Origin of the sequence: Helicobacter trogontum, assembly GCF_000765905.2 — a bacterium.
Taxonomy (GTDB): Bacteria; Campylobacterota; Campylobacteria; order Campylobacterales; family Helicobacteraceae; genus Helicobacter_A; species Helicobacter_A trogontum.
Genome location: NZ_JRPL02000021.1, coordinates 1 through 19,688, shown reverse-complemented (window position 1 = coordinate 19,688; position 19,688 = coordinate 1). Strand labels below are relative to the sequence as shown.

Genomic DNA, 19,688 nt, shown 5'->3' with positions numbered 1-19,688 from the left:
TATAATAGTGCTTTTTATTTTATTAACAAGGTAATTAAAATGACAGAGCCAATGAGTAAATATGGATTTAATAAACTAACACAAGAACTAAAAGATCTAAAAGAGGTGCAAAGACCAAAGGTAGCTCAAGAAATAGATATAGCACGCTCTCATGGCGATTTGAAAGAAAATGCAGAATATCATGCTGCGAAGGAAAAACAAGCCTTTATTGAATTTAAAATTAATGAATTAAGTAAAATGCTATCAAACGCACAAGTTATTGATCCCTCTACGCTTTTGCACGATAGAGTAAGCTTTGGCAGCACTATTACTATCCTCAATCTTGATACTGAAAAAGAGGTTGTTTATACCATAGTGGGTACAACAGAAAGCAATCCTGCAAAAGGACTTATATCTTTTAATTCCCCTCTTGCAAAAGGACTTATAGGAAAAGAAGAAGGTGATGAAGTGATAGTGAATTTGCCAGCTGGAGAAACTGAATTTGAGATTTTAAAGATTGAATACAAGCCTATAAACTTTGATGAGTAATGCAATACTCTATGAATGTAAAAGCTGCAATAACACTTAGATAAAAATATTTTAGATTCTAAACATAATAATTCAAACTTTTTGTAGTGATGGTGGGTTATTTCTAACTCCAAAAAACCTATGGCACAATCTTAAGCGGGATGTGCCATAATACTTTGATTGAGGAAGTGCAGGTTTAATGATTAGGATTTAAATATATTAAATTAAGAATCTTACTTGTAATCTCTGTAGGGTTTGCAAGAGGACATGAGAGTATGCCTTAATAAAATATATGCAAGATTCTATATAAACCAACATTTGTAATGGATATAAAAGTAATTAAGAGTTTAACATAATATAATATGATTGCGTTTTTATTTTTTATAAATACAAAGGAAGAGTATGTTTCATGCTACAACGATTTTAGGGTATGTTGGACAAAAAGATGGTAAGCCCTATGGTGTGATTGGCGGAGATGGGCAAGTGAGCTTTGGTAACTGCGTAATGAAGGGCAATGCAACAAAAATTCGCTCCCTTTATGGTGGTAAGATTTTAAGTGGTTTTGCTGGTAGTACTGCTGATGCATTTAGTCTTTTTGATATGTTTGAGCGTATTTTAGAAGGTAAAAAGGGGGATTTATTAAAATCGGTTATGGAGTTTAGTAAAGAGTGGCGTAAGGATAAATATCTACGAAGACTTGAGGCCATGATGATAGTCTTAAATGCAACAAACATTTATGTATTAAGCGGTACAGGCGATGTTGTAGAGCCAGAAGATGGTAAAATAGCAGCCATTGGTAGTGGTGGCAACTATGCTTTAAGTGCAGCTCGAGCTTTGGATAAATTTGGTAATTTAGCACCAAAAGATTTAGTATTAGAATCATTAAGAATTGCTGGAGAGATTTGTATTTATACAAACACAAATATTAAACTATTGGAGATTGCAGAATGAATGAGGTCATTATAACACAAACACCACGAGAGATTGTGTCTTATCTTGATGGTTATATCATTGGACAAAAGGATGCAAAAAAGGCGGTTGCTATAGCACTTAGAAACAGATATAGACGATTGCAGTTGGCAAAAGATATGCAAGATGAAGTAACGCCAAAAAATATCCTTATGATTGGTTCTACAGGTGTTGGTAAGACAGAAATTGCAAGGCGTATGGCAAAGCTTATGGGGTTGCCATTTGTAAAAGTTGAGGCAAGTAAATATACTGAAGTGGGTTTTGTCGGACGTGATGTAGAATCTATGGTAAGGGATTTGGTGAATGCGAGTATAAATCTTTTGCAAACTAAACAAAAAGAAGAGTCAGCAGATAAAATAGATGATTATATCCTCAATAAAATTACGCAAAAATTATTGCCACCATTGCCTACTGGTGTGAGTGAGCAAAAAAAACAAGAATATGATGTAAGTTTTGAAAAAATGAAAGAGCGTGTAAAAAGTGGGGTAATGGATGATACAAAGATTGTAATTGAAATCGCAAAGCAAGAAGAGAGAATGGATGAAAACCTGCCAACAGAGATCATAAAAGTGCAGGAGTCATTAATCAAGGCTTTAAACATGAAAGGCGATAAAGTTAAAAAAGAAATCACAATTAAAGAAGCAAAAGAGCTTTTACGCCCAGAAGCACAGAATGCAATCTTAGATTCTGATATGATTAGGACTGATGCATTAAAGCTTGCTGAACAAAGTGGTATTATTTTTATTGATGAGATTGATAAGATTGCTGTGGCTTCAAAAGATTCTAGCAAACAAGATCCAAGCAAAGAGGGTGTGCAAAGAGATTTATTGCCGATTGTAGAAGGTAGTGTGGTGCAAACTCGCTATGGTCAGATTAAAACAGATCACATTTTATTTATTGCTGCAGGAGCATTTCATTTCAGTAAGCCAAGCGATCTTATCCCAGAACTACAAGGAAGATTTCCTTTGCGTGTAGAATTACAAGCACTTGATGAAGAGGCTCTTTATCAAATTTTAACACGGACAAAAAACTCTATTATAAGACAATATGAAGCACTATTGTCAGTTGAGGGTATTACATTGCGTTTTGAAGATTCTGCATTACGTGCTTTGAGTAGATTATCATTTCATGCGAATGAGAAAACTGAAGACATTGGGGCAAGACGATTACATACAACAATTGAGAGGGTGCTAGAAGATATTAGTTTTTGTGCGGAGGATTTTAAAGGGCAAGAAGTAGTTATTACAGAAACTCTCGTTGAAGAAAGATTAAAAGACTTGGTAGAAAATGTGGATTTGGCAAGGTATATTTTATAGATTCTAACTGATTATAGAGATGTATATTTTTCTTGGTGCATATTTTTACACTTTTTAGTGATTTGGGGGGTTATAAAAACCACCACAGGGAAGTTATTTTGTGCGATTTCAAAGGATATTAAGCAAGAAATTGTTACAATTATGACTTTTTAAGGAGTAAATACATGGATAATTTATTGGACAATACAATCATTAAGCCCATTCGTATTGATGATTCTATAAAAGAGAGTTATCTTGACTACTCTATGAGTGTTATTGTCGGCAGGGCATTACCTAATGCAAGAGATGGGCTAAAGCCAGTGCATAGACGTATACTTTATGCGATGAAGCATAATTTAGGACTTTCAAGTAATGCAAAATATAAAAAGTGTGCTAAGATTGTAGGGGAAGTGATGGGTAACTACCATCCGCATGGAGATACTGCAATTTATGATGCACTTGTGAGAATGGCACAAGATTTTTCTATGCGTTTAGAGCTAGTTGATGGACAAGGGAACTTTGGGTCTATTGATGGCGATAAAGCTGCCGCTATGCGTTATACTGAGGCCAAGATGACTAAAGTTGGCGAAAGCATGTTGCTTGATATAGAAAAAGATACGGTTGATTTTATCCCAAATTATGATGGCTCTGAAAAAGAACCTGCTATTTTACCTACTCGATTTCCAAATTTACTTGTAAATGGTTCTAATGGAATTGCAGTCGGCATGGCTACTTCTATCCCACCACATAGGCTTGATGAAGTTATTGATGCTCTAGTTTATAGGATCGATAATCCACAAAGTGAAATCGATGATATATTGCCTTTGATTGAGGGACCAGATTTTCCAACAGGTGGTATCATACATGGTAGGCAGGGTATTGTTGAGGCGTATAAAACAGGACGCGGTAGGATCAAGATTCGAGCAAAAGTGCATGTGGAGAAAACAAAAACAAAAGATATTGTCGTAGTTGATGAGATCCCATATCAAGTTAATAAAGCAAGGCTTTTTGAGCAGATTGATACATTAGCAAAGGACAAAGTAGTAGAGGGTATCGCAGAAGTAAGGGATGAGTCAGATAAAGATGGTATGAGACTTGTGATTGAATTAAAACGAGAAGCAATGAGTGAGATTGTGTTGAACCATCTTTATAAATCTAGTGCTATGGAAATTACTTTTGGAATTATATTGCTTGCTATTGAGGGTAGGGAGCCAAAAATATTTACACTCTTAGAACTACTTGATATTTTTATTTCTCATAGAAAAACAATTGTTATCCGTCGCATTATATTTGAACTTGAGAAGGCAAGATCGAGAGTACATATCTTAGAGGGCTATAGAATTGCACTTGAAAATATTGATGAGATTGTAGCTCTTATCCGTGCCAGTGATAATCCAGAATCAGCACAAAATGAGCTTATGACAAGATTTCACCTCACAGAGATTCAGAGTAAAGCAATCTTAGAAATGCGACTACAACGCTTGACAGGATTAGAGCGGGATAAAATAGAGAATGAATATAAAGAGCTTGTTGCACTTATTGCAGAATTAGAATCCATTTTAAGAAGTGAAGAAAAGATTAATAATGTCATTAAAGATGAATTATTAGAAATACAAAAGCAATTTTCAAGTCCAAGACGAACCTTAATAGAAGAGAACTATGATGCTATTGATATAGAAGATTTGATACCAAATGAAGCTGTAGTGGTAACCATGAGTCATAGAGGTTATGTGAAGAGAGTATTGCTTAAAACCTATGAAAAACAGCATCGAGGCGGTAAAGGTAAGATCAGTGGTAATACACATGATGATGACTTTATACAATCTTTCTTTGTAGCAAATACACATGATACGATTATGTTTATTACAAATCGTGGGCAGCTATATTGGTTAAAAGTATATAGAATCCCAGAAGCAGGTAGAACAGCAATAGGCAAGGCAGTTGTGAATCTTATAGGTTTGCAAGATGGTGAAAAGATTATGACGACAATTACAACAAGTGATTTTAATGAAGATAAATCGCTTGTATTTTTCACAAAAAATGGTATTGTCAAACGTACAAATTTAAGTGAATATAAAAATATTCGCAATAATGGTGTGAAAGCAATAAATCTTGATGATAATGATGAACTCATTGGCGCAAGTATTATAGATTCTAGTGTTAAAGAACTTTTTATTGCTACAAGAGAAGGGCAATGTATCCGCTTTGCTGCGGATTCTATCCGTGATATTGGTAGGGTTGCTCGTGGCGTTATTGGTATTAAATTTAAGGTGGAAAATGACAGCGTCATAGCTGCGACAACAATTAAAGGTGATGAAGACAAATTATTGAGCATTAGTGAGCTTGGTATTGGCAAACAAACACTTGCAGGAAGTTATAGCACTATTAATCGTGGTGGAAAGGGTGTTATTGCCATGAAACTTACGAATAAAACAGGTAAGCTTGTGAGTGTGTTAAGTGTAAATGATTCTAATATGGATTTAATGGTTCTAACAACTTCAGGCAAGATGATACGTGTGCCTCTTGATTCTATAAGAGAGGCTGGACGTAATACGAGCGGTGTGAAGATTGTTAGCCTTGGAAGTAAAGATAAGGTGGCATTTGCAAGTATATGCAATAAAGAAGAAGGTGAAGACAATGTGGAATCTAGTGGCGAAGCAACGCTGAATTTTCCGCAGTAGTTTGAGATTCTCTATATAGGGTTTGAGAATGGATTTTTTCAGTGAAACGCAAAAAACAATCGATGAAGATATATTTTTAGAAAATTATAATAACGCACTTACAGCATTGACACAATGCCAAAATAGCAAAGGGTTGTCATCTTGCTTTTCATGCAATATGCTTTTTGACTGCACTATACGAGAACAATATGTGAGTGCCACATATGAGAGTATGAGTAAAGGTGAGGAAGGAGCTTTTGATTTTAATTAAGCCTATAGTATTATTTACTTTTATACTAGGCAACAATTTTATATTTAAATATTAGGTTTTTCAGTATGCCATATTGACTAGTTTCTTGCATATATTGCAAGGAATTATAAAGAAGGTTTTTTGATTAACTTTCATATTTAAGTTTTGTAGGTAAGTTTTAGGAGCTATATTTTAGATGTAGTGTAATACATATGAATGAAATGCACACTTCATAATTTTCTTCTAGCATTAACATGATGTTTTTAACTAACTTTTGATGTTATACTTTATAAAAAGGCATTAATAGTGGTATTAAAAATCTGAAGTGTTTAATCAAATAGACTTTTTATGGCTCACAATATGTCTTATTGAGTATAGATGATTTTGATTATCAAATAACTATAGTTTGCTTGAGATGCTGTATTTATTTCTTTATCACATAGAAGTTTTAATACGATGACATCGCATACAATCCTTACATAACGACATTTTAAAAAATCATTTAAAAATAAATATTTTTAAGACATGTTTTATTAAATGGTTTTGTATGTGGTTTTTTAAATATCAAAGAATCTTAAAGCACACCTGCAAGTTAACCCTAGCGGGTATAGCGCAAGGTAATACATACATAAATATATAGAGTATGAAAAAGACATGAGAGTGTGGATGTATGGTATAGAATAGCTTTGTAACTTCTAAAATTTTCTTATTACATTTTATGAAGTTATGCAATCATTATTTAGGCATACATGGCGAATCAGTAATTTATCTAAGAGTTTCTATATACGTGTCAATATAAAAAGTTTTTATTGTTTTGTTGTATCGTATTCACATTTATAGCGGTTTAGCAAGATTTTGTCTTGTGCACCAAATACGTTTGCTATCGCTTCTAGCATAGAATCTGATCTTTCATCATCTGCCATTGCTTTGATTTTCATAGTTGGAGCATGTAAAAACTCATTAAATGCACTATGTAGCAGCTTCTCGATATTATTTCTCAAAGCTTCAGGTATATATCCTTTTTTAATCGCACGATTAATCTCTTTGTAGCTTGCAAGTTTTGCTTGCTCTCGCATTGCCTTAATCACGGGATTTACACCAAGCCCAGATAGCCAATGCTCAAAATCAAGCACAAATTGCCCAACGATACCCATAGCTATTTGCGCACTTTCTTTTCTTGCATTAATGTGTGTGGCTGCCTTGCTTTTCAAATCATCAACATCTATAACTTCAATATTATGATGACCTAGAGTTCGTAATTGTGTAGTATCAAATGCAAGATTCCTAGGTATTGATAAATCAAAAAATATGCGTTTTTTCTCTAATTTTTGCAACATTTCGTGTGTGAGGATGATACCACCTGCCACAGCAAAAAAGACAATATCATACTCATTTATATGGGTTTGCAATAAAGTAAAGTCAAGTATAGAGACAAGGTTTTCTAAATTGTGTGTTTTTAATAGCTCTTGAGCATTTGATTTGGTGCGATTACATAGTGTCAAATTCACATCATGTTTGACTAAATTCTTGAGGCATAAAAGTCCCATTTCACCTACACCTACAACTAGAATATTGGCTTTTTGAAGATTTTTTTCTAGATATTCAAGCCCAAGATTCACAGCGATAGAGGCAACAGACACAGGATTTTTAGAGATATCTGTGAGTGTTCGCACTTGAGCAGCACATCGAAAAGCAAAATGCAATAATCGTGTTAATGCCTTAGCACACAGGTTATTGTCATAGCTTAGCTTATACGCAGCTTTCATTTGCCCACTAATTTGCGTTTCACCAATGACTACTGACATAAGCGAACTTGCCACAGAAAATACGTGATGCACTGCGTGGCTTTGTAACGCTATGTGTGCATTATTTTGTAAAATTTCCTTATCAATACCTTTAAAATTTGCAAGTTTTGTAATCATCTCAGCACAGATTGCTAAAGCGTAATGATTGAGACTATTAGAATCTAAATCTTTTGATACATCACTATCTTGCAGATACGCATAGATTTCACATCTATTGCAAGTTGCAAGTAGCATGGATTCTAAAACATTATCAATATTATTAAGTTGTTTAAGTAATGCAATACTATCAGTATCATTAAAGTGTAGCTTCTCCCTTAGAGCTACACCTACATTCTTATGCGAAAAGCTTATAACCGCATACATTATATCCCTTTCATTAAAAATCTCGTTCAATCATAGTTTGTATAATGGAATAGAGTTTTTGATTATTAAGTGAGGAAGCAATGGCTAATGCCTTATTACCATACTCTAGTGCTTTCTCTCGTGCCTGCTGCAGTGGGGAATCTAGTAGCAAGGCTTTTAACTCTTGTAATTCTTTTGTATCTAAGTCCTTTTTAAAGAGTGATTGTAGCCATGCTTGTTTTTCTTTTGGTAACGTGTGATATAGATAAATATAGGGCAGTGTTGTCTTGCCTGATTTAAAATCGCTTAGAGCAGGCTTACCAAGCTTTGCACTATCTTGGGTAATATCTAAAATATCATCGATTATTTGAAATGCCATACCTAAATTAAAACCATAATCATAATATAGCTTATGTATATCTTTCTTGTTTATAGAATCTAGATTCTCTCTTATTTGTCCATCAAATTCAATTGAATCTAAATCATGAGAGCTCTGCTTATTGAACTCATTTTTCAATAATGATGCACATTCTGCACTTGCAGCAATGAGGCTAGCACTTTTATGCCCTATCATGTCAAGATATCTTTTTTCATTTGTATTAAAGTCTTTTTCTAAGTTGACATCCTCTAACTCGCCAACACTTAACTCCATAACGCTCTTTGATAGTGATTGTGCGATGTCTTTTGGAAAATGAGAGAGCTCAAAAAATGCACGGGAATAGAGTATATCCCCCAGCATAATTGCATTTTTATTGCCAAATTGTGCATTAAGGCTAGGTTTTCCTCGTCTTAAATCGCTAGAATCAATTACATCATCATGCAGCAATGATGCACTTTGTATAAGTTCAATGATTGCACAAAGTCTATAAGCCTCACTTGTATCAACAATGCTTAACACAAGTTTAGAGCGAAGCATTTTACCACTTTCTAAATATTTATATAAAGTGAGTGCATCGCTGCTATTAATATCAGCTATCATCTCTGTGGCAAGCTCCACAATCCTATCAAGCCTCATTGTATTCCTTTGTTATGCTATCTTTTAGAAGACTTAGTTTCAATGCAAACCACTATTTTATCATGAAAAAGGCTATTTTTGATAATTTTAGATTCTGAAAGCATTGGATTTTCTTTTTTTGTCTATTATTTTAGTTTTATTGAGTTAGCAATGTGGGTTTTGTTGCATTGCACTACTAAAAGAGTAGAAATATTTGATTTTTAGTGTTAATGTTGATGCAATTTTGGATATAACACTATTTAGCAACACAGAACTCTTTTGCCCTATCTCATATTACCCATTACATAACATAGAAGGAAATATGCAGCAAGATATCTATACGATACATATAACAAATAATCAAGATTCTATTGCAACGCTTTTGCACAACCTACAAAGCTACATGCAAAAAGTGGATATGAAACAATATGCTCTTTATACAGAAGTTTTTGGCATGATACAAGGTGTTGGGTTTCGCCCATTTGTTGCAACACTAGCACAGACTTTGCACCTACATGGTTCTATATATAATCAAAGTAGTAGTGTAGCTATAATACTGCATATTTCTAGGCAAAAAGAATGCACAGAATCTATATTACTATTTTATACTGCACTACTATTAGCTTGTCAATATACTATAGATTATGCCCCATCAAGTCTTTCTTTAATAAAAAAAGCTAGTGATATTTTAACGCAGTTGCATATACCAAAACAAGCTCTTATCACCTCATTAGGCATTGCAATACGCACTGATATAGCATATGCACAAGGCTTCCATATCTTAGAATCAAAAATAACAACACATCATGCAATACAGGCTTATATTCCTCTTGATACAAAGATATGTGAATCTTGTCTAAAAGATATGCAAGATAAAGATTCAAGATTTTATAATTATCCATTTGTTGCATGTGTAAATTGTGGAGCAAGATATAGCATTTTACATAATTTACCTTATGATAGAAGAAATACAAGTATGCGTGATATGGAGCTTTGTATTGATTGCAAAAAAGATTATGCAAATCTAGCAAACAGGCGTTTTCACACAGAGCCAATAAGTTGCAGTCAGTGTGCTATTAAAGTAGAATTTTATCGTTATGGACAGCATGAAAAATACTATGATATAGATGCATTAAAAGCCCTTGCTCATGCACTAATAAATGATGAGATTATATTATTTAAGGGGCTTGGTGGTTTTGCTTATATTGCCAATGCAAGAAGCAATGATGCACTACAAAAGATAAGGCAAATCAAAAATAGAAAGCATAAGCCATTTGTAGTGATGGCGACCATACCCACTTTACGCACAATCTCACTACTTACTCCACAGCTTGAATCTTTGCTCACAGCAAAGGAAGCGCCAATAGTTATTACTCCAAAGCATCCACAATATAATCTTAGTGATGAGGTAAGCAGTTTGCAGACTATTGGTATTATGATTCCATATACTGCCATGCTTACATTATTATTTTCTTATCTTCCATCTGATTTTGCTCTTATTTATACTTCAGCAAATAACAAGGGAGAAATGATTGCTACAACATTGCACAATCTAGCTCTTGATAGAATCATGGAGGTTGCACAATCATTTTATATACTTGATTATGATCGTGAGATTCTAAATTGCGTTGATGATAGTATTTTGCTTGGTATCAATGCACTAGAAGACACAAAAACCAATCTTTTTAAACAGGCTACTCCCCTTAATATACAAAATAAGGAAGTAGATTCTAATAATTGCTATACGAAACAACACAAGATATTAAACTTAGATTCTAAGAGAGTGTTCCCATCTATTTTAAAAGCTAATGTAACAGATATAGATTGTTGTAAGTCTAGACTTGTAACTCCATCATATGACTATACTCACAAAAATAATGAGACACTAGAATCTCATATTGCCCAATTGAATGCAGAGTTTGAAAAACAAGATTTAGAATCTAATATAGAACATAAAGGAACTACTACTCACCATTTCCAAAAGAAATTTTGTGCTAATCAAGATAAAAAGCTACTTAATACTGATTCTAAATACTTAGAGATGGGAGCAAAGACACAAAATAGCGAGCTTGCACATAGAGGAGTGCAAGACCTAAGAGAACAAAACACACAAGAATCTATGCAGAATCTAGACTACATAGCACATTCATTAAATGCTAGGGCTATACGTATATCTCGTGGATTTGCACCATTACATATCACAAGCAACACATGTGATTTAAAAATACTTGGTGCTGCATTTGGGGCAATGCAAAAGAGCTCAATTGCCTTTGGGCTTCATAATCATGTGGTTGTTAGTCCTTATATGGGAGACTTGTTTACTCCTTATAATATAGCAAATTTTAGAAAAACATTTGATTATTTTAGTGCACTTTATGGGACACCACAGGCTTTAATCGCTGATAGGCATAACCAGTATATAAGCACACAAATAGCAAAGGAAGTCGCAAGTGCCTCTAACATCCCTTTGTTTCAAGTTGCACACCATCATGCACATTTTAATGCTCTTTTGTTTGAATCTAATATGAAAGAAGGTGTTGGTGTTATCTTTGATGGAAGCGGTTTGGGCGATGATGGCACACTTTGGGGTGGTGAATTTCTATGTGGAGATTCTAAAGGAGTAGCTAGAATCTTACATTTTAAACCCTTTAAAATACTTGGTGGTGAAAAGCATATTAAAGATTGTAAAAGGCTTGCATATAGTTATGCTCTTTGCAACGATATAGTCGCACTTAAGTCTTTTATAGAATCTAGTTATGATGAAAATGAATGCAAAGCATTGCAAGCATTACATAATATGAATTTTAATAGCCCTCTGTGTAGCTCTGTTGGACGATTATTTGATATAGCTGGATTTATTCTAGGATTAGAACAACTATCTTATGAGGCACAAAGCGGAGAGCTAATAGCTTCAAATACACTAAATTACGCCTATAGTCTATTGTCATCTACAAAACAGAAAATAGACCACAATACCTTAATGCAAACTCTTGTTTATATACCCTATAACCCTTATCCATTTCATATTACGCAAAATATGCTTGATATAAGTGAATGTATAGAGTTGATGTTTAGAGACAAACAAGCAGGTAAAGATAGCAATGTAATTGCTCTTAGATTTATTGATACACTTGCGTATTGCATCTTAGAATCTTTACGTCATATTGATACAGATTATGCTTTTTTTGGTGGTGGTGTATTTGCAAATTATGCACTTTGCATGAGGGTAAAAACACTTTTACAAGCACACAACATACATACATTTTTCCCAAAATTTCCATGTAGTGATTATAGTATTAGTGTGGGACAACTTATGTATTTGCAGCATTTGTTGTAACATCATATGCAATACAAGCAGATTCCAAATATCAAAATCAATTTATTATACTAGCATAGTGAAGGAGAGTTAAAGAGATTATGTAGACTTTTAAGACTTGTCTAGCTAGATAAGAATTCCTATAAATTGAGATTGCATATTCTGGATTAAGCCTTGTTTGTATATGTCTATGCTTAAAATGATGGGATTTTATATTCCAAAAAGTATAAAATGTGCGTTTTATGGTAGAATCTAAACTTTTATTTTTAGCAAAAAACTACAAAGGTATAAAAATATGGGATTATCAATAGGTATTGTTGGACTTCCAAATGTTGGAAAATCAACGACTTTTAATGCACTCACAAAGGCACAGAATGCAGAGGCAGCTAATTATCCATTTTGCACAATTGAGCCAAATAAGGCAATTGTGCCTGTGCCAGATTCTAGGCTAAATGAGCTTGCAAAAATAGTAAATCCCCAAAAGATTCAGCATTCAGTCGTGGAGTTTGTGGATATTGCTGGGCTTGTTAAGGGAGCAAGTAAGGGCGAGGGGCTAGGCAATCAGTTTTTAGCAAACATTAAAGAAGCGGATATGATTTTGCATATTGTGCGATGCTTTGAAGATTCTAATATTACGCACGTGGAAGGGCGGATTGATCCTATTGATGATATTGAGATTATTGAGCTAGAGCTGCTTTTTGCCGATATGGCAAGTCTTAACAAACGCATTGAAAAGCTACAAAAAGAGAGCAAGGCACAAAAGGGTGCAAACGCACAACTCTCCATCGCACAAGAGCTTTTAGCCCATTTAGAATCTAATAAGCCGGTCAAAACCTTTGCTAAAAAAGAGAGTGAAGAGTTTATAACGCTTAATCGTGAGCTGCGATTTCTCACAAATAAGGAAGTGATGTATGGAGCAAATGTGAGTGAAGATGAGCTAGAATCTGATAATGAATATGTCAAAAAAGTGCGTGAATATGCCGAGAAAAATGGGGGTATTGCTATCAAGCTTTGTGCGAAGATTGAAGAAGAAATGGTGGGTATGGATGATGAGGAAAGAGCAGAATTCCTAGCAAGTCTTGGCGCAAATGAGAGTGGATTGGAACAGATTATTCGGGAAGGTTTTTCTCGACTTGGACTTATAAGCTATTTTACCGCTGGGGTCAAAGAAGTGCGTGCTTGGACGATAAGAAGAGGAGATTCTGCTCCAAAAGCAGCCAGTGTGATACATAAGGATTTTGAAAAAGGTTTTATCCGTGCAGAATGTATAAGCTATGATGATTTTATTAAATATGGTGGTGAGGCAAAAGCAAAAGAGGCTGGAGCTATGCGGATTGAAGGGAAAGAATATATCGTGCAAGATGGCGATGTGATGCATTTTAGATTTAACGTGTGAGTTTGATTTTATCCTTATAGACTTGCCTCTAAAGTGAAATTTCTTTTTATAGTAACCTTTTTGCAGTGCTATGTTTTTATGAGTTTGATATTTAGGATTTCAAACTTTAAATTTTTAGCTGTATAATAACATTTTGCAATACTATGTCTCCTAGTGTCCTGATAGGGGAGTGGGGTTAGAATTTGCAATTTTCATTTTATAGCGAATTTCGTGATGTATTCATTTAATTTGTTTTGCTAACTTTGATATTCCTTTAGTATCCGCGTTTGCATTAAATCAAATAACTCAAAATATCAATTGTGCATTCTCATTCAATTTGAAATAATATTTAGCCTCTTTTAAAAGTATTCTTATAAGCATTATCTTATCTTGCATACTTGTAGTATCCATTAAAAAATTCATTTTGCTTTTACATGCTTTACATCATAATAACCATAACTTAGCTACAACTTAAAGAAATGTAAATCTCATAATTTTTTGAATATTCCGAGTTTAATCTATGTGATATGAACTGCTGAAAATGCGATACGCCCAACATCAGATTTAGTGTATAGGCATTATCTATTTCAATATAAGATAATTGATTGCAATGCAGAATCTATCAAAATATATTGTGGCTACAATATGATATAACTCTAAAATTGCACAAAAAGTAGGCTAATTTTTAAAATACTATAATAGCATTGCTCAAGAAAATTTAATCTTTCACTCTAAATGCTGTAATAATTATGTGGTTAGGTAACAATAAAAGAAGCCTTGGGTATATCTATTAAGTGGGTGCTTAACTGCATAAATTGTAATTTTTTGCAAAATGCTTCCATTTAAGTTTCAGTTTGCTTTGTTTTATTTTGTGGTATGTAATAGCAAGATATTATTAAAAGTTATTAACGCATAGCAATATTGTGATTTTGTGTTATACATCTTGTATCTTTTTTTAAAAAATTAAGGTAGAATACGAAAGTATAAGTTACAAAAAACTATATAATACATATAAAGTATATAAAGGAACGAAATGAAAGCACAAGGATTTATTCATAAGTATGGTGATAATGTAGATACGGATGTCATCATTCCTGCTAGGTATTTAAACACCTCAGATCATAGAGAACTTGCTAGTCATTGCATGGAAGATATTGATAAGGATTTTGTAAAGAAGGTCAAGAATGGCGATATTATGGTAGGTGGATGGAATTTTGGTTGTGGAAGTAGTCGAGAACATGCACCTATTGCTATCAAAGCAAGCGGAATAAGTTGCATTATTGCTAAAAGCTTTGCTCGAATCTTTTATCGCAATGCCATCAATATTGGTCTTGCAATTATTGAATCTGAAGAGATAGCAGATTTTTTGCAAGATGGAGATGAGATAAGTATCGACTTTGATAAGGGAGAGATTGTGGAATCTAAAAGTAAAAAGAGCTTTAATACAATGCCTTTTCCACCCTTTATTCAAGAGATTATTAATGCAAATGGATATCTAAACTGGATTGCAAAAAACAAGAAATAAGATAGCTGCTACATCTTTAATAGTCTTATATGACTTTTTATTTGCAATCTATTGCTTATTATTTTCTTTACTTCCCTGTTATAGATATCAGGGATACTTCTAAATGAAAAATTTCATAATTCTTAGATACTTGTAACAATATTTTTTACAAGCAAAAATATTTGTCTAGAAAATATCTCTAAACTACATCTACTTATTAGCGGCTAGGATTTAGATTTTATTTTAGTTTTGATGGATATATGAAATTGAGGGTGCAATCATTTAGAATCTAAATCTACTTATCTTGCATAAAATAGCAATATTTATAACCCAATCAATACAATATGAACGTTTCTTAGGGCATTATTAAAGATAGGTAAAACAAACCACTTATAAAATTAAAAACTTATGTTATATGTAATATATTTTATATTTAGTATGCAGTCTTAATAACTTGTATCAGTATATCTGATGCAGCAAAATAACTTAGAATACATGCAAAACCTCTCACTATATCTTAAAATGTAAAATTCTACGCAAATCACAAAAAATAGTGTAAAATCACACACTGCATAATTTTAAATATTATGCGTTACATCTACCGCTTAAAGCGCAATAATTAATATTTAAGAATAAGGAGCAAGGTATGAATGGTATGATAAAAAGAGGGCTATTTACGTGTGCAATATCATTTTGTGCAGCACAAGGGCTAATAGCAAAAAATATTGATTTAACTACTCATGGTCGATTGAGTGCTGGCTTTTTTGGCAATAGTACACCGCAGAATGGCTCAAGTAGCTTTAATAATCTTGGTTTGAATGCTTATGTTAAAGCAGACTTTGGCTTGAGTGAAAATTGGCATGTGGGTATGGGTGCTGCTGGTATTTGGAATGTGTTAAGCATTTTCCCTGCAGGTAGCAATCTTTTGCCATATACTTCAAATGGTGATGTTGCAGATCTTTATATGGTACATAAACGCAATGGTTTAAAGGTTGTAGCAGGTAGGTATAACATTGATATGGGCTCAACAATTGTGCGTAGTAGTTCGTTTGTGAATGGACCTTTGCAAGGTGTGAGTGTGCAATGGAATCCTAGTGGAAACACTTCAGCATATAAAATATGGGCACATTATATTAACTCATTTCTTGACAATGGATATTTACCTGGAAGGATAGGATCTGATCTTGCCATGCTTAATCCATATTTTAGTAGCGGTAAAGTAAAGATTGGTGGCGAAGTGTTTCTGTTTGGTGCAGATTATAATAAAAAAGGAATCTTTTTATCACCCTATTTATTGGTAAATACAAAGGCACCAGATGGCTCAACAAGAATAGGTTTCAATCCTGTTGCTCAAGTTGGTATGTCTGCAAGATATACACACAAGTTTAACAAAAATTGGCAATCTATTACAAGTGCAAATGTAATGTTTCAATATGGTGATATGGCGAACAACAACATCGCAGCGGATAACTTTTTAGGCTATGTATACGCAGACGAAGAGGTAAAATATGTCCGTTATGGTACAAACAAAGCAGGCAAGCAGTATGAAATTTATTCGATTAGTTTTGGTGGTGGCGTTAGGGCAGTTTTAGCAAATCAAAGCGGTAGGGTATTTTCACTTAACGATAGGACAAGATTTTATGGTAGATTTCTCAATGGTGCTAGTATAGGTTTGGGTGGCACTTGGACCGCATATCTGTTTGGTAAGATGAATCACAGACTTTTTGAAGTACATGTTCTAGCTGGTGGAGGAACATATACAGAAATTAGTGCGGTTGGTATGTGGAAGGTATACAGACAAAATAGGAACAGCGATGAGGGTTCATTCTTAGGATTTGATATTGGTGCTGGTTATGTGTTTGCACAAGGTGTTGGTGCTGCTAATCATGGTCTTATGGCATTTGCTAAGCTTTCATACTAAAGATTTAACATAAATTAACTTTTATAACATTAATAATTTTTTAGCTTCACTTTGCACCTATTTTGCTTATCTAAAGGGCAAAGTAAGCCTACTATCAATTAAACCCACACATCTACGTATTAACAACATACAACATAAGTAGAAATATGAGAAGTATGTAAGCATATTTTAATAGTTGCATATACAAATATTTGTAGAAAAATTGAAATTTTAATGTATAATGTCGATATATGAAACATATTTGCAAGTTCTCATTGCGGTATGTTTCATAAAGTAAATAGGGGTGATAATAATCATTTTCATTTAGTATATGTTTAAATATATATGCTAAAAGCTTTGGAGTAAAACTTTTTTGGGGTAAAAGTCGTTTATAATACGACACAATATTATGCTAATATTTATTTAGCAATATTTTTTTGGTGTAGGGATTTGGAGTAAGAATGTATTTTATACATTACAATAAGAAAGACAAAACTATAACATCGAGAGAACAGACTGGAGAATTTAGGTCTGTTGTGATGGGTGCAGGAATAAGAGATGCAGAGCAAACTCAATATTCTAACCATAACTTGGGTGAATATAGGATGTGGTGTGCGAATATGTCTCTAGGTTCTGTGCTCTATTATTGTACACAAAACAAGGTTATTGCAACATATGATAATTTAGAATCTAGCTTAGATTCCAATACAATGCCTTGCCTTCCTATTGAGCCCAACATAATATCTAAAAAACTAGGTATTAAGAATTTTTCGCAGCTAAAATTCACGCAATTGATAAGAAATCCTATAAAGATAGATCTATGGTCTAATCATTACACGCATACATTTGCGACAATGATAAAAAAATGTAAAATAGCAATGAGACGATATAGCAAGAAGCTATCAAATAAGCAAAGTAATCCTATGATAATGCTTTATTTGTTTTCATGTATGTTTTATGCAAATATGCAGGCAAATGGTTTTAAGATTCAAGAACAAAGTTTAAATGCCACAGCACTTAGCTCTGCATATGTAGCAGGGGCGAGGGGTGCAGATGCAAGCTATTATAACCCAGCAAATATGGGTTTCAAAAACGATTGGGGTGAGAATAAACATGAGTTTGAATTTGCGTTTTCACTCATCAATATCCCAGGTTTTGATTTTCAAGTGCCTACCACAAATCAAGGTTTAAGTTCAGTTACTTATATGGAATATAAAGGGATTGTGGAACAAATAAAGCCCGTTCTAGGCGACATAATTCCAGGAAGAGTTGAGTTACAGCATACAAAACCCGATACTGCTATGGTAAATGGATCAACTGGCGATACAAATTTTATGCTTCCAAAGTTTTTTTATAAATCAAAAACCTATAATGGCTTTACCTTTGGAGCAAGTTTTATTGCTCCTAGTGGTTTGGCTATGAAATGGAATGGTTTGGGTGGTGAATTTCTACAAGATGTATTTATATTTTTAATCGAGTTTGCACCCTCTATTAGTTACACTTATAGAGATAGGATTTCCATAGGGTTTGCGCCACGCATTCTTTATGGTATGGGAAAATTTAATAATATCGTTTATGTTCCACTTGGCACAGCACAAGATCAAAATCAAAATCCATCTAACGACACGTTACCAGAAAACTCGACAAATCCAGGAGCAAATCAGAATTGCACTCCATCATTTGATCCTGGTATTTTAGAATCTTTACCTGATGGACTTATCCCGCCTGATATGGCCGGCATGTTTGATGCAATTATTGATAACCCCATTCTTTATCCTATACTAGGATTACCGCCAAATTCAAGTCAGCTTGATGCTATTAAAGCATTAGTAGGCAAAATTCAAACCTGCCTTGTAGGTACAGCTCAAGTAGTGCAAAAAAGTGATGGTAGTGATATAGGCTTTGGTTATCGTGCAAGTGTATCAGCTAGAGTGGGAGAAGGAGGTATGTTTTCTGTTGTGTATAATAGTGCCGTTCCCATGAAGTTTGAAGGCAAAGTAAGTGCAGATACTGTTATTGGTGGTCCAGTAGGCAGTGTAAGAATGGATGCACCTTTGTATCTTTATATAACTATGCCTGAAATTTTAACTATTGCATATAGTCATGACTGGACGTTAAAAAATAAACATAAGCTACGATTAGAGGCGACATATGAACGCACTTTTTGGAGCAGAGGTAGAAAGTTTGATACAGAATTTGGTTGGGATAGTGCAGTTTTTACTGCGAGTCCTGGAAGTGTGCCTGAGAGTTTTACTCAAGAACAACTTAAAGGCATGGTGGGTTTAGCTGACTTTAGTGCGGTAGCTATGGGAAATGGCTGGGTAGATACAAATACCTTTAGGGTTGGGGCCACCTATATCACAAAGCACTTGCGTCTTATGTTATCAGCCGCATATGATAAAGCACCTGTACCACAAACTGCCATAGGTATTCCAGATAGCGATGGTTATATGGTGGGACTTGGTGCAAAATATAACTTCCGTGATTTTGATGTGGGTGTATCTTTAAGTAATACATTTAAAAATAGCTCAAGCAGTGTATATGCAAGTGGCGGAGTAGGGCAACTAAGAATAGCTACTTTTTCACTAGGATATAGATGGTAATATCAAGTGATCTTTACACGTTAAATATGATAGATAAGCTATAATTACCTTCTATGCTTTTCTAAAGTAGTATAAAGGGATAATATGAGCAGGAAGTTATTAAGCTTAGGTTATATTTATGAAATGATTGGTAAGCACGAAGAAGCACTTGCTTTTTTTGAGCAGGTG

The 19,688-nt window shown here is 33.9% G+C and carries 12 protein-coding genes; 10 read left to right on the top strand and 2 right to left on the bottom strand.

Features of this window, described 5'->3' with window-relative positions:
• Positions 1-39: 39 nt before the first annotated feature.
• From greA to LS81_RS07985, 5 genes are all read left to right on the top strand, one after another.
• On the top strand, positions 40-528 hold the full coding sequence (gene greA, locus LS81_RS08005) for a transcription elongation factor GreA (RefSeq protein ID WP_034345805.1): 489 nt from the start codon (positions 40-42) through the stop codon (positions 526-528).
• Positions 529-909: 381 nt separating this feature from the next.
• Positions 910-1,458, top strand: coding sequence for an ATP-dependent protease subunit HslV (hslV, locus tag LS81_RS08000; protein ID WP_034321720.1), 549 nt, complete (start codon positions 910-912; stop codon positions 1,456-1,458).
• Positions 1,455-2,792, top strand: coding sequence for an HslU--HslV peptidase ATPase subunit (gene hslU / locus LS81_RS07995; protein WP_034345808.1), 1,338 nt, complete (start codon positions 1,455-1,457; stop codon positions 2,790-2,792). The genes hslV and hslU overlap by 4 nt, the downstream gene beginning before the upstream one ends.
• A 164-nt stretch (positions 2,793-2,956) precedes the next feature.
• Positions 2,957-5,452: a DNA gyrase subunit A gene (gene gyrA, locus LS81_RS07990; RefSeq protein ID WP_034345811.1), complete on the top strand. Its 2,496-nt coding sequence runs from the start codon at positions 2,957-2,959 to the stop codon at positions 5,450-5,452.
• 28 nt (positions 5,453-5,480) lie between these two features.
• Positions 5,481-5,702, top strand: coding sequence for a hypothetical protein (locus LS81_RS07985; protein WP_034345814.1), 222 nt, complete (start codon positions 5,481-5,483; stop codon positions 5,700-5,702).
• Positions 5,703-6,487: 785 nt separating this feature from the next.
• Here LS81_RS07985 and hemA read toward each other — a convergent pair.
• Together hemA and LS81_RS07975 are read right to left on the bottom strand one after the other, a co-directional pair.
• On the bottom strand, positions 6,488-7,849 hold the full coding sequence (hemA, locus tag LS81_RS07980) for a glutamyl-tRNA reductase (protein ID WP_034345816.1): 1,362 nt from the start codon (positions 7,847-7,849) through the stop codon (positions 6,488-6,490).
• A 13-nt stretch (positions 7,850-7,862) separates the two neighbouring features.
• Positions 7,863-8,843 (bottom strand): polyprenyl synthetase family protein, encoded by a 981-nt coding sequence (locus LS81_RS07975; protein ID WP_034345819.1) that lies wholly within the window; start codon positions 8,841-8,843, stop codon positions 7,863-7,865.
• A gap of 193 nt (positions 8,844-9,036) precedes the next feature.
• On the opposite strand from LS81_RS07975, the gene LS81_RS12055 reads away from it, so the two are divergent.
• The 5 genes from LS81_RS12055 to LS81_RS07945 all read left to right on the top strand — a co-directional run bounded on the left by LS81_RS12055 (position 9,037) and on the right by LS81_RS07945 (position 19,520).
• On the top strand, positions 9,037-12,159 hold the full coding sequence (locus tag LS81_RS12055) for a Kae1-like domain-containing protein (protein ID WP_237022216.1): 3,123 nt from the start codon (positions 9,037-9,039) through the stop codon (positions 12,157-12,159).
• Between the two features lie 274 nt (positions 12,160-12,433).
• On the top strand, positions 12,434-13,534 hold the full coding sequence (gene ychF / locus LS81_RS07960; protein ID WP_034345822.1) for a redox-regulated ATPase YchF: 1,101 nt from the start codon (positions 12,434-12,436) through the stop codon (positions 13,532-13,534).
• Between the two features lie 1,012 nt (positions 13,535-14,546).
• Positions 14,547-15,038, top strand: a complete 492-nt coding sequence (leuD, locus tag LS81_RS07955; protein WP_034345825.1) for a 3-isopropylmalate dehydratase small subunit — start codon at positions 14,547-14,549, stop codon at positions 15,036-15,038.
• 625 nt (positions 15,039-15,663) lie between these two features.
• Positions 15,664-16,938, top strand: a complete 1,275-nt coding sequence (locus tag LS81_RS07950) for a hypothetical protein (protein WP_034345829.1) — start codon at positions 15,664-15,666, stop codon at positions 16,936-16,938.
• Between the two features lie 902 nt (positions 16,939-17,840).
• Positions 17,841-19,520 carry an OmpP1/FadL family transporter gene (locus tag LS81_RS07945; protein WP_081955962.1) on the top strand — a complete coding sequence of 560 codons (1,680 nt, stop codon included), beginning with the start codon at positions 17,841-17,843 and terminating at the stop codon, positions 19,518-19,520.
• Positions 19,521-19,688 lie beyond the last annotated feature (168 nt).

Coding starts and splice junctions, on each gene's coding strand:
- greA (WP_034345805.1), top strand. CDS start 40: ATGACAGAGCCAATGAGTAAATATGGATTTAATAAACTAACACAAGAA.
- hslV (WP_034321720.1), top strand. CDS start 910: ATGTTTCATGCTACAACGATTTTAGGGTATGTTGGACAAAAAGATGGT.
- hslU (WP_034345808.1), top strand. CDS start 1,455: ATGAATGAGGTCATTATAACACAAACACCACGAGAGATTGTGTCTTAT.
- gyrA (WP_034345811.1), top strand. CDS start 2,957: ATGGATAATTTATTGGACAATACAATCATTAAGCCCATTCGTATTGAT.
- LS81_RS07985 (WP_034345814.1), top strand. CDS start 5,481: ATGGATTTTTTCAGTGAAACGCAAAAAACAATCGATGAAGATATATTT.
- hemA (WP_034345816.1), bottom strand. CDS start 7,849: ATGTATGCGGTTATAAGCTTTTCGCATAAGAATGTAGGTGTAGCTCTA.
- LS81_RS07975 (WP_034345819.1), bottom strand. CDS start 8,843: ATGAGGCTTGATAGGATTGTGGAGCTTGCCACAGAGATGATAGCTGAT.
- ychF (WP_034345822.1), top strand. CDS start 12,434: ATGGGATTATCAATAGGTATTGTTGGACTTCCAAATGTTGGAAAATCA.
- leuD (WP_034345825.1), top strand. CDS start 14,547: ATGAAAGCACAAGGATTTATTCATAAGTATGGTGATAATGTAGATACG.
- LS81_RS07950 (WP_034345829.1), top strand. CDS start 15,664: ATGAATGGTATGATAAAAAGAGGGCTATTTACGTGTGCAATATCATTT.
- LS81_RS07945 (WP_081955962.1), top strand. CDS start 17,841: ATGATAATGCTTTATTTGTTTTCATGTATGTTTTATGCAAATATGCAG.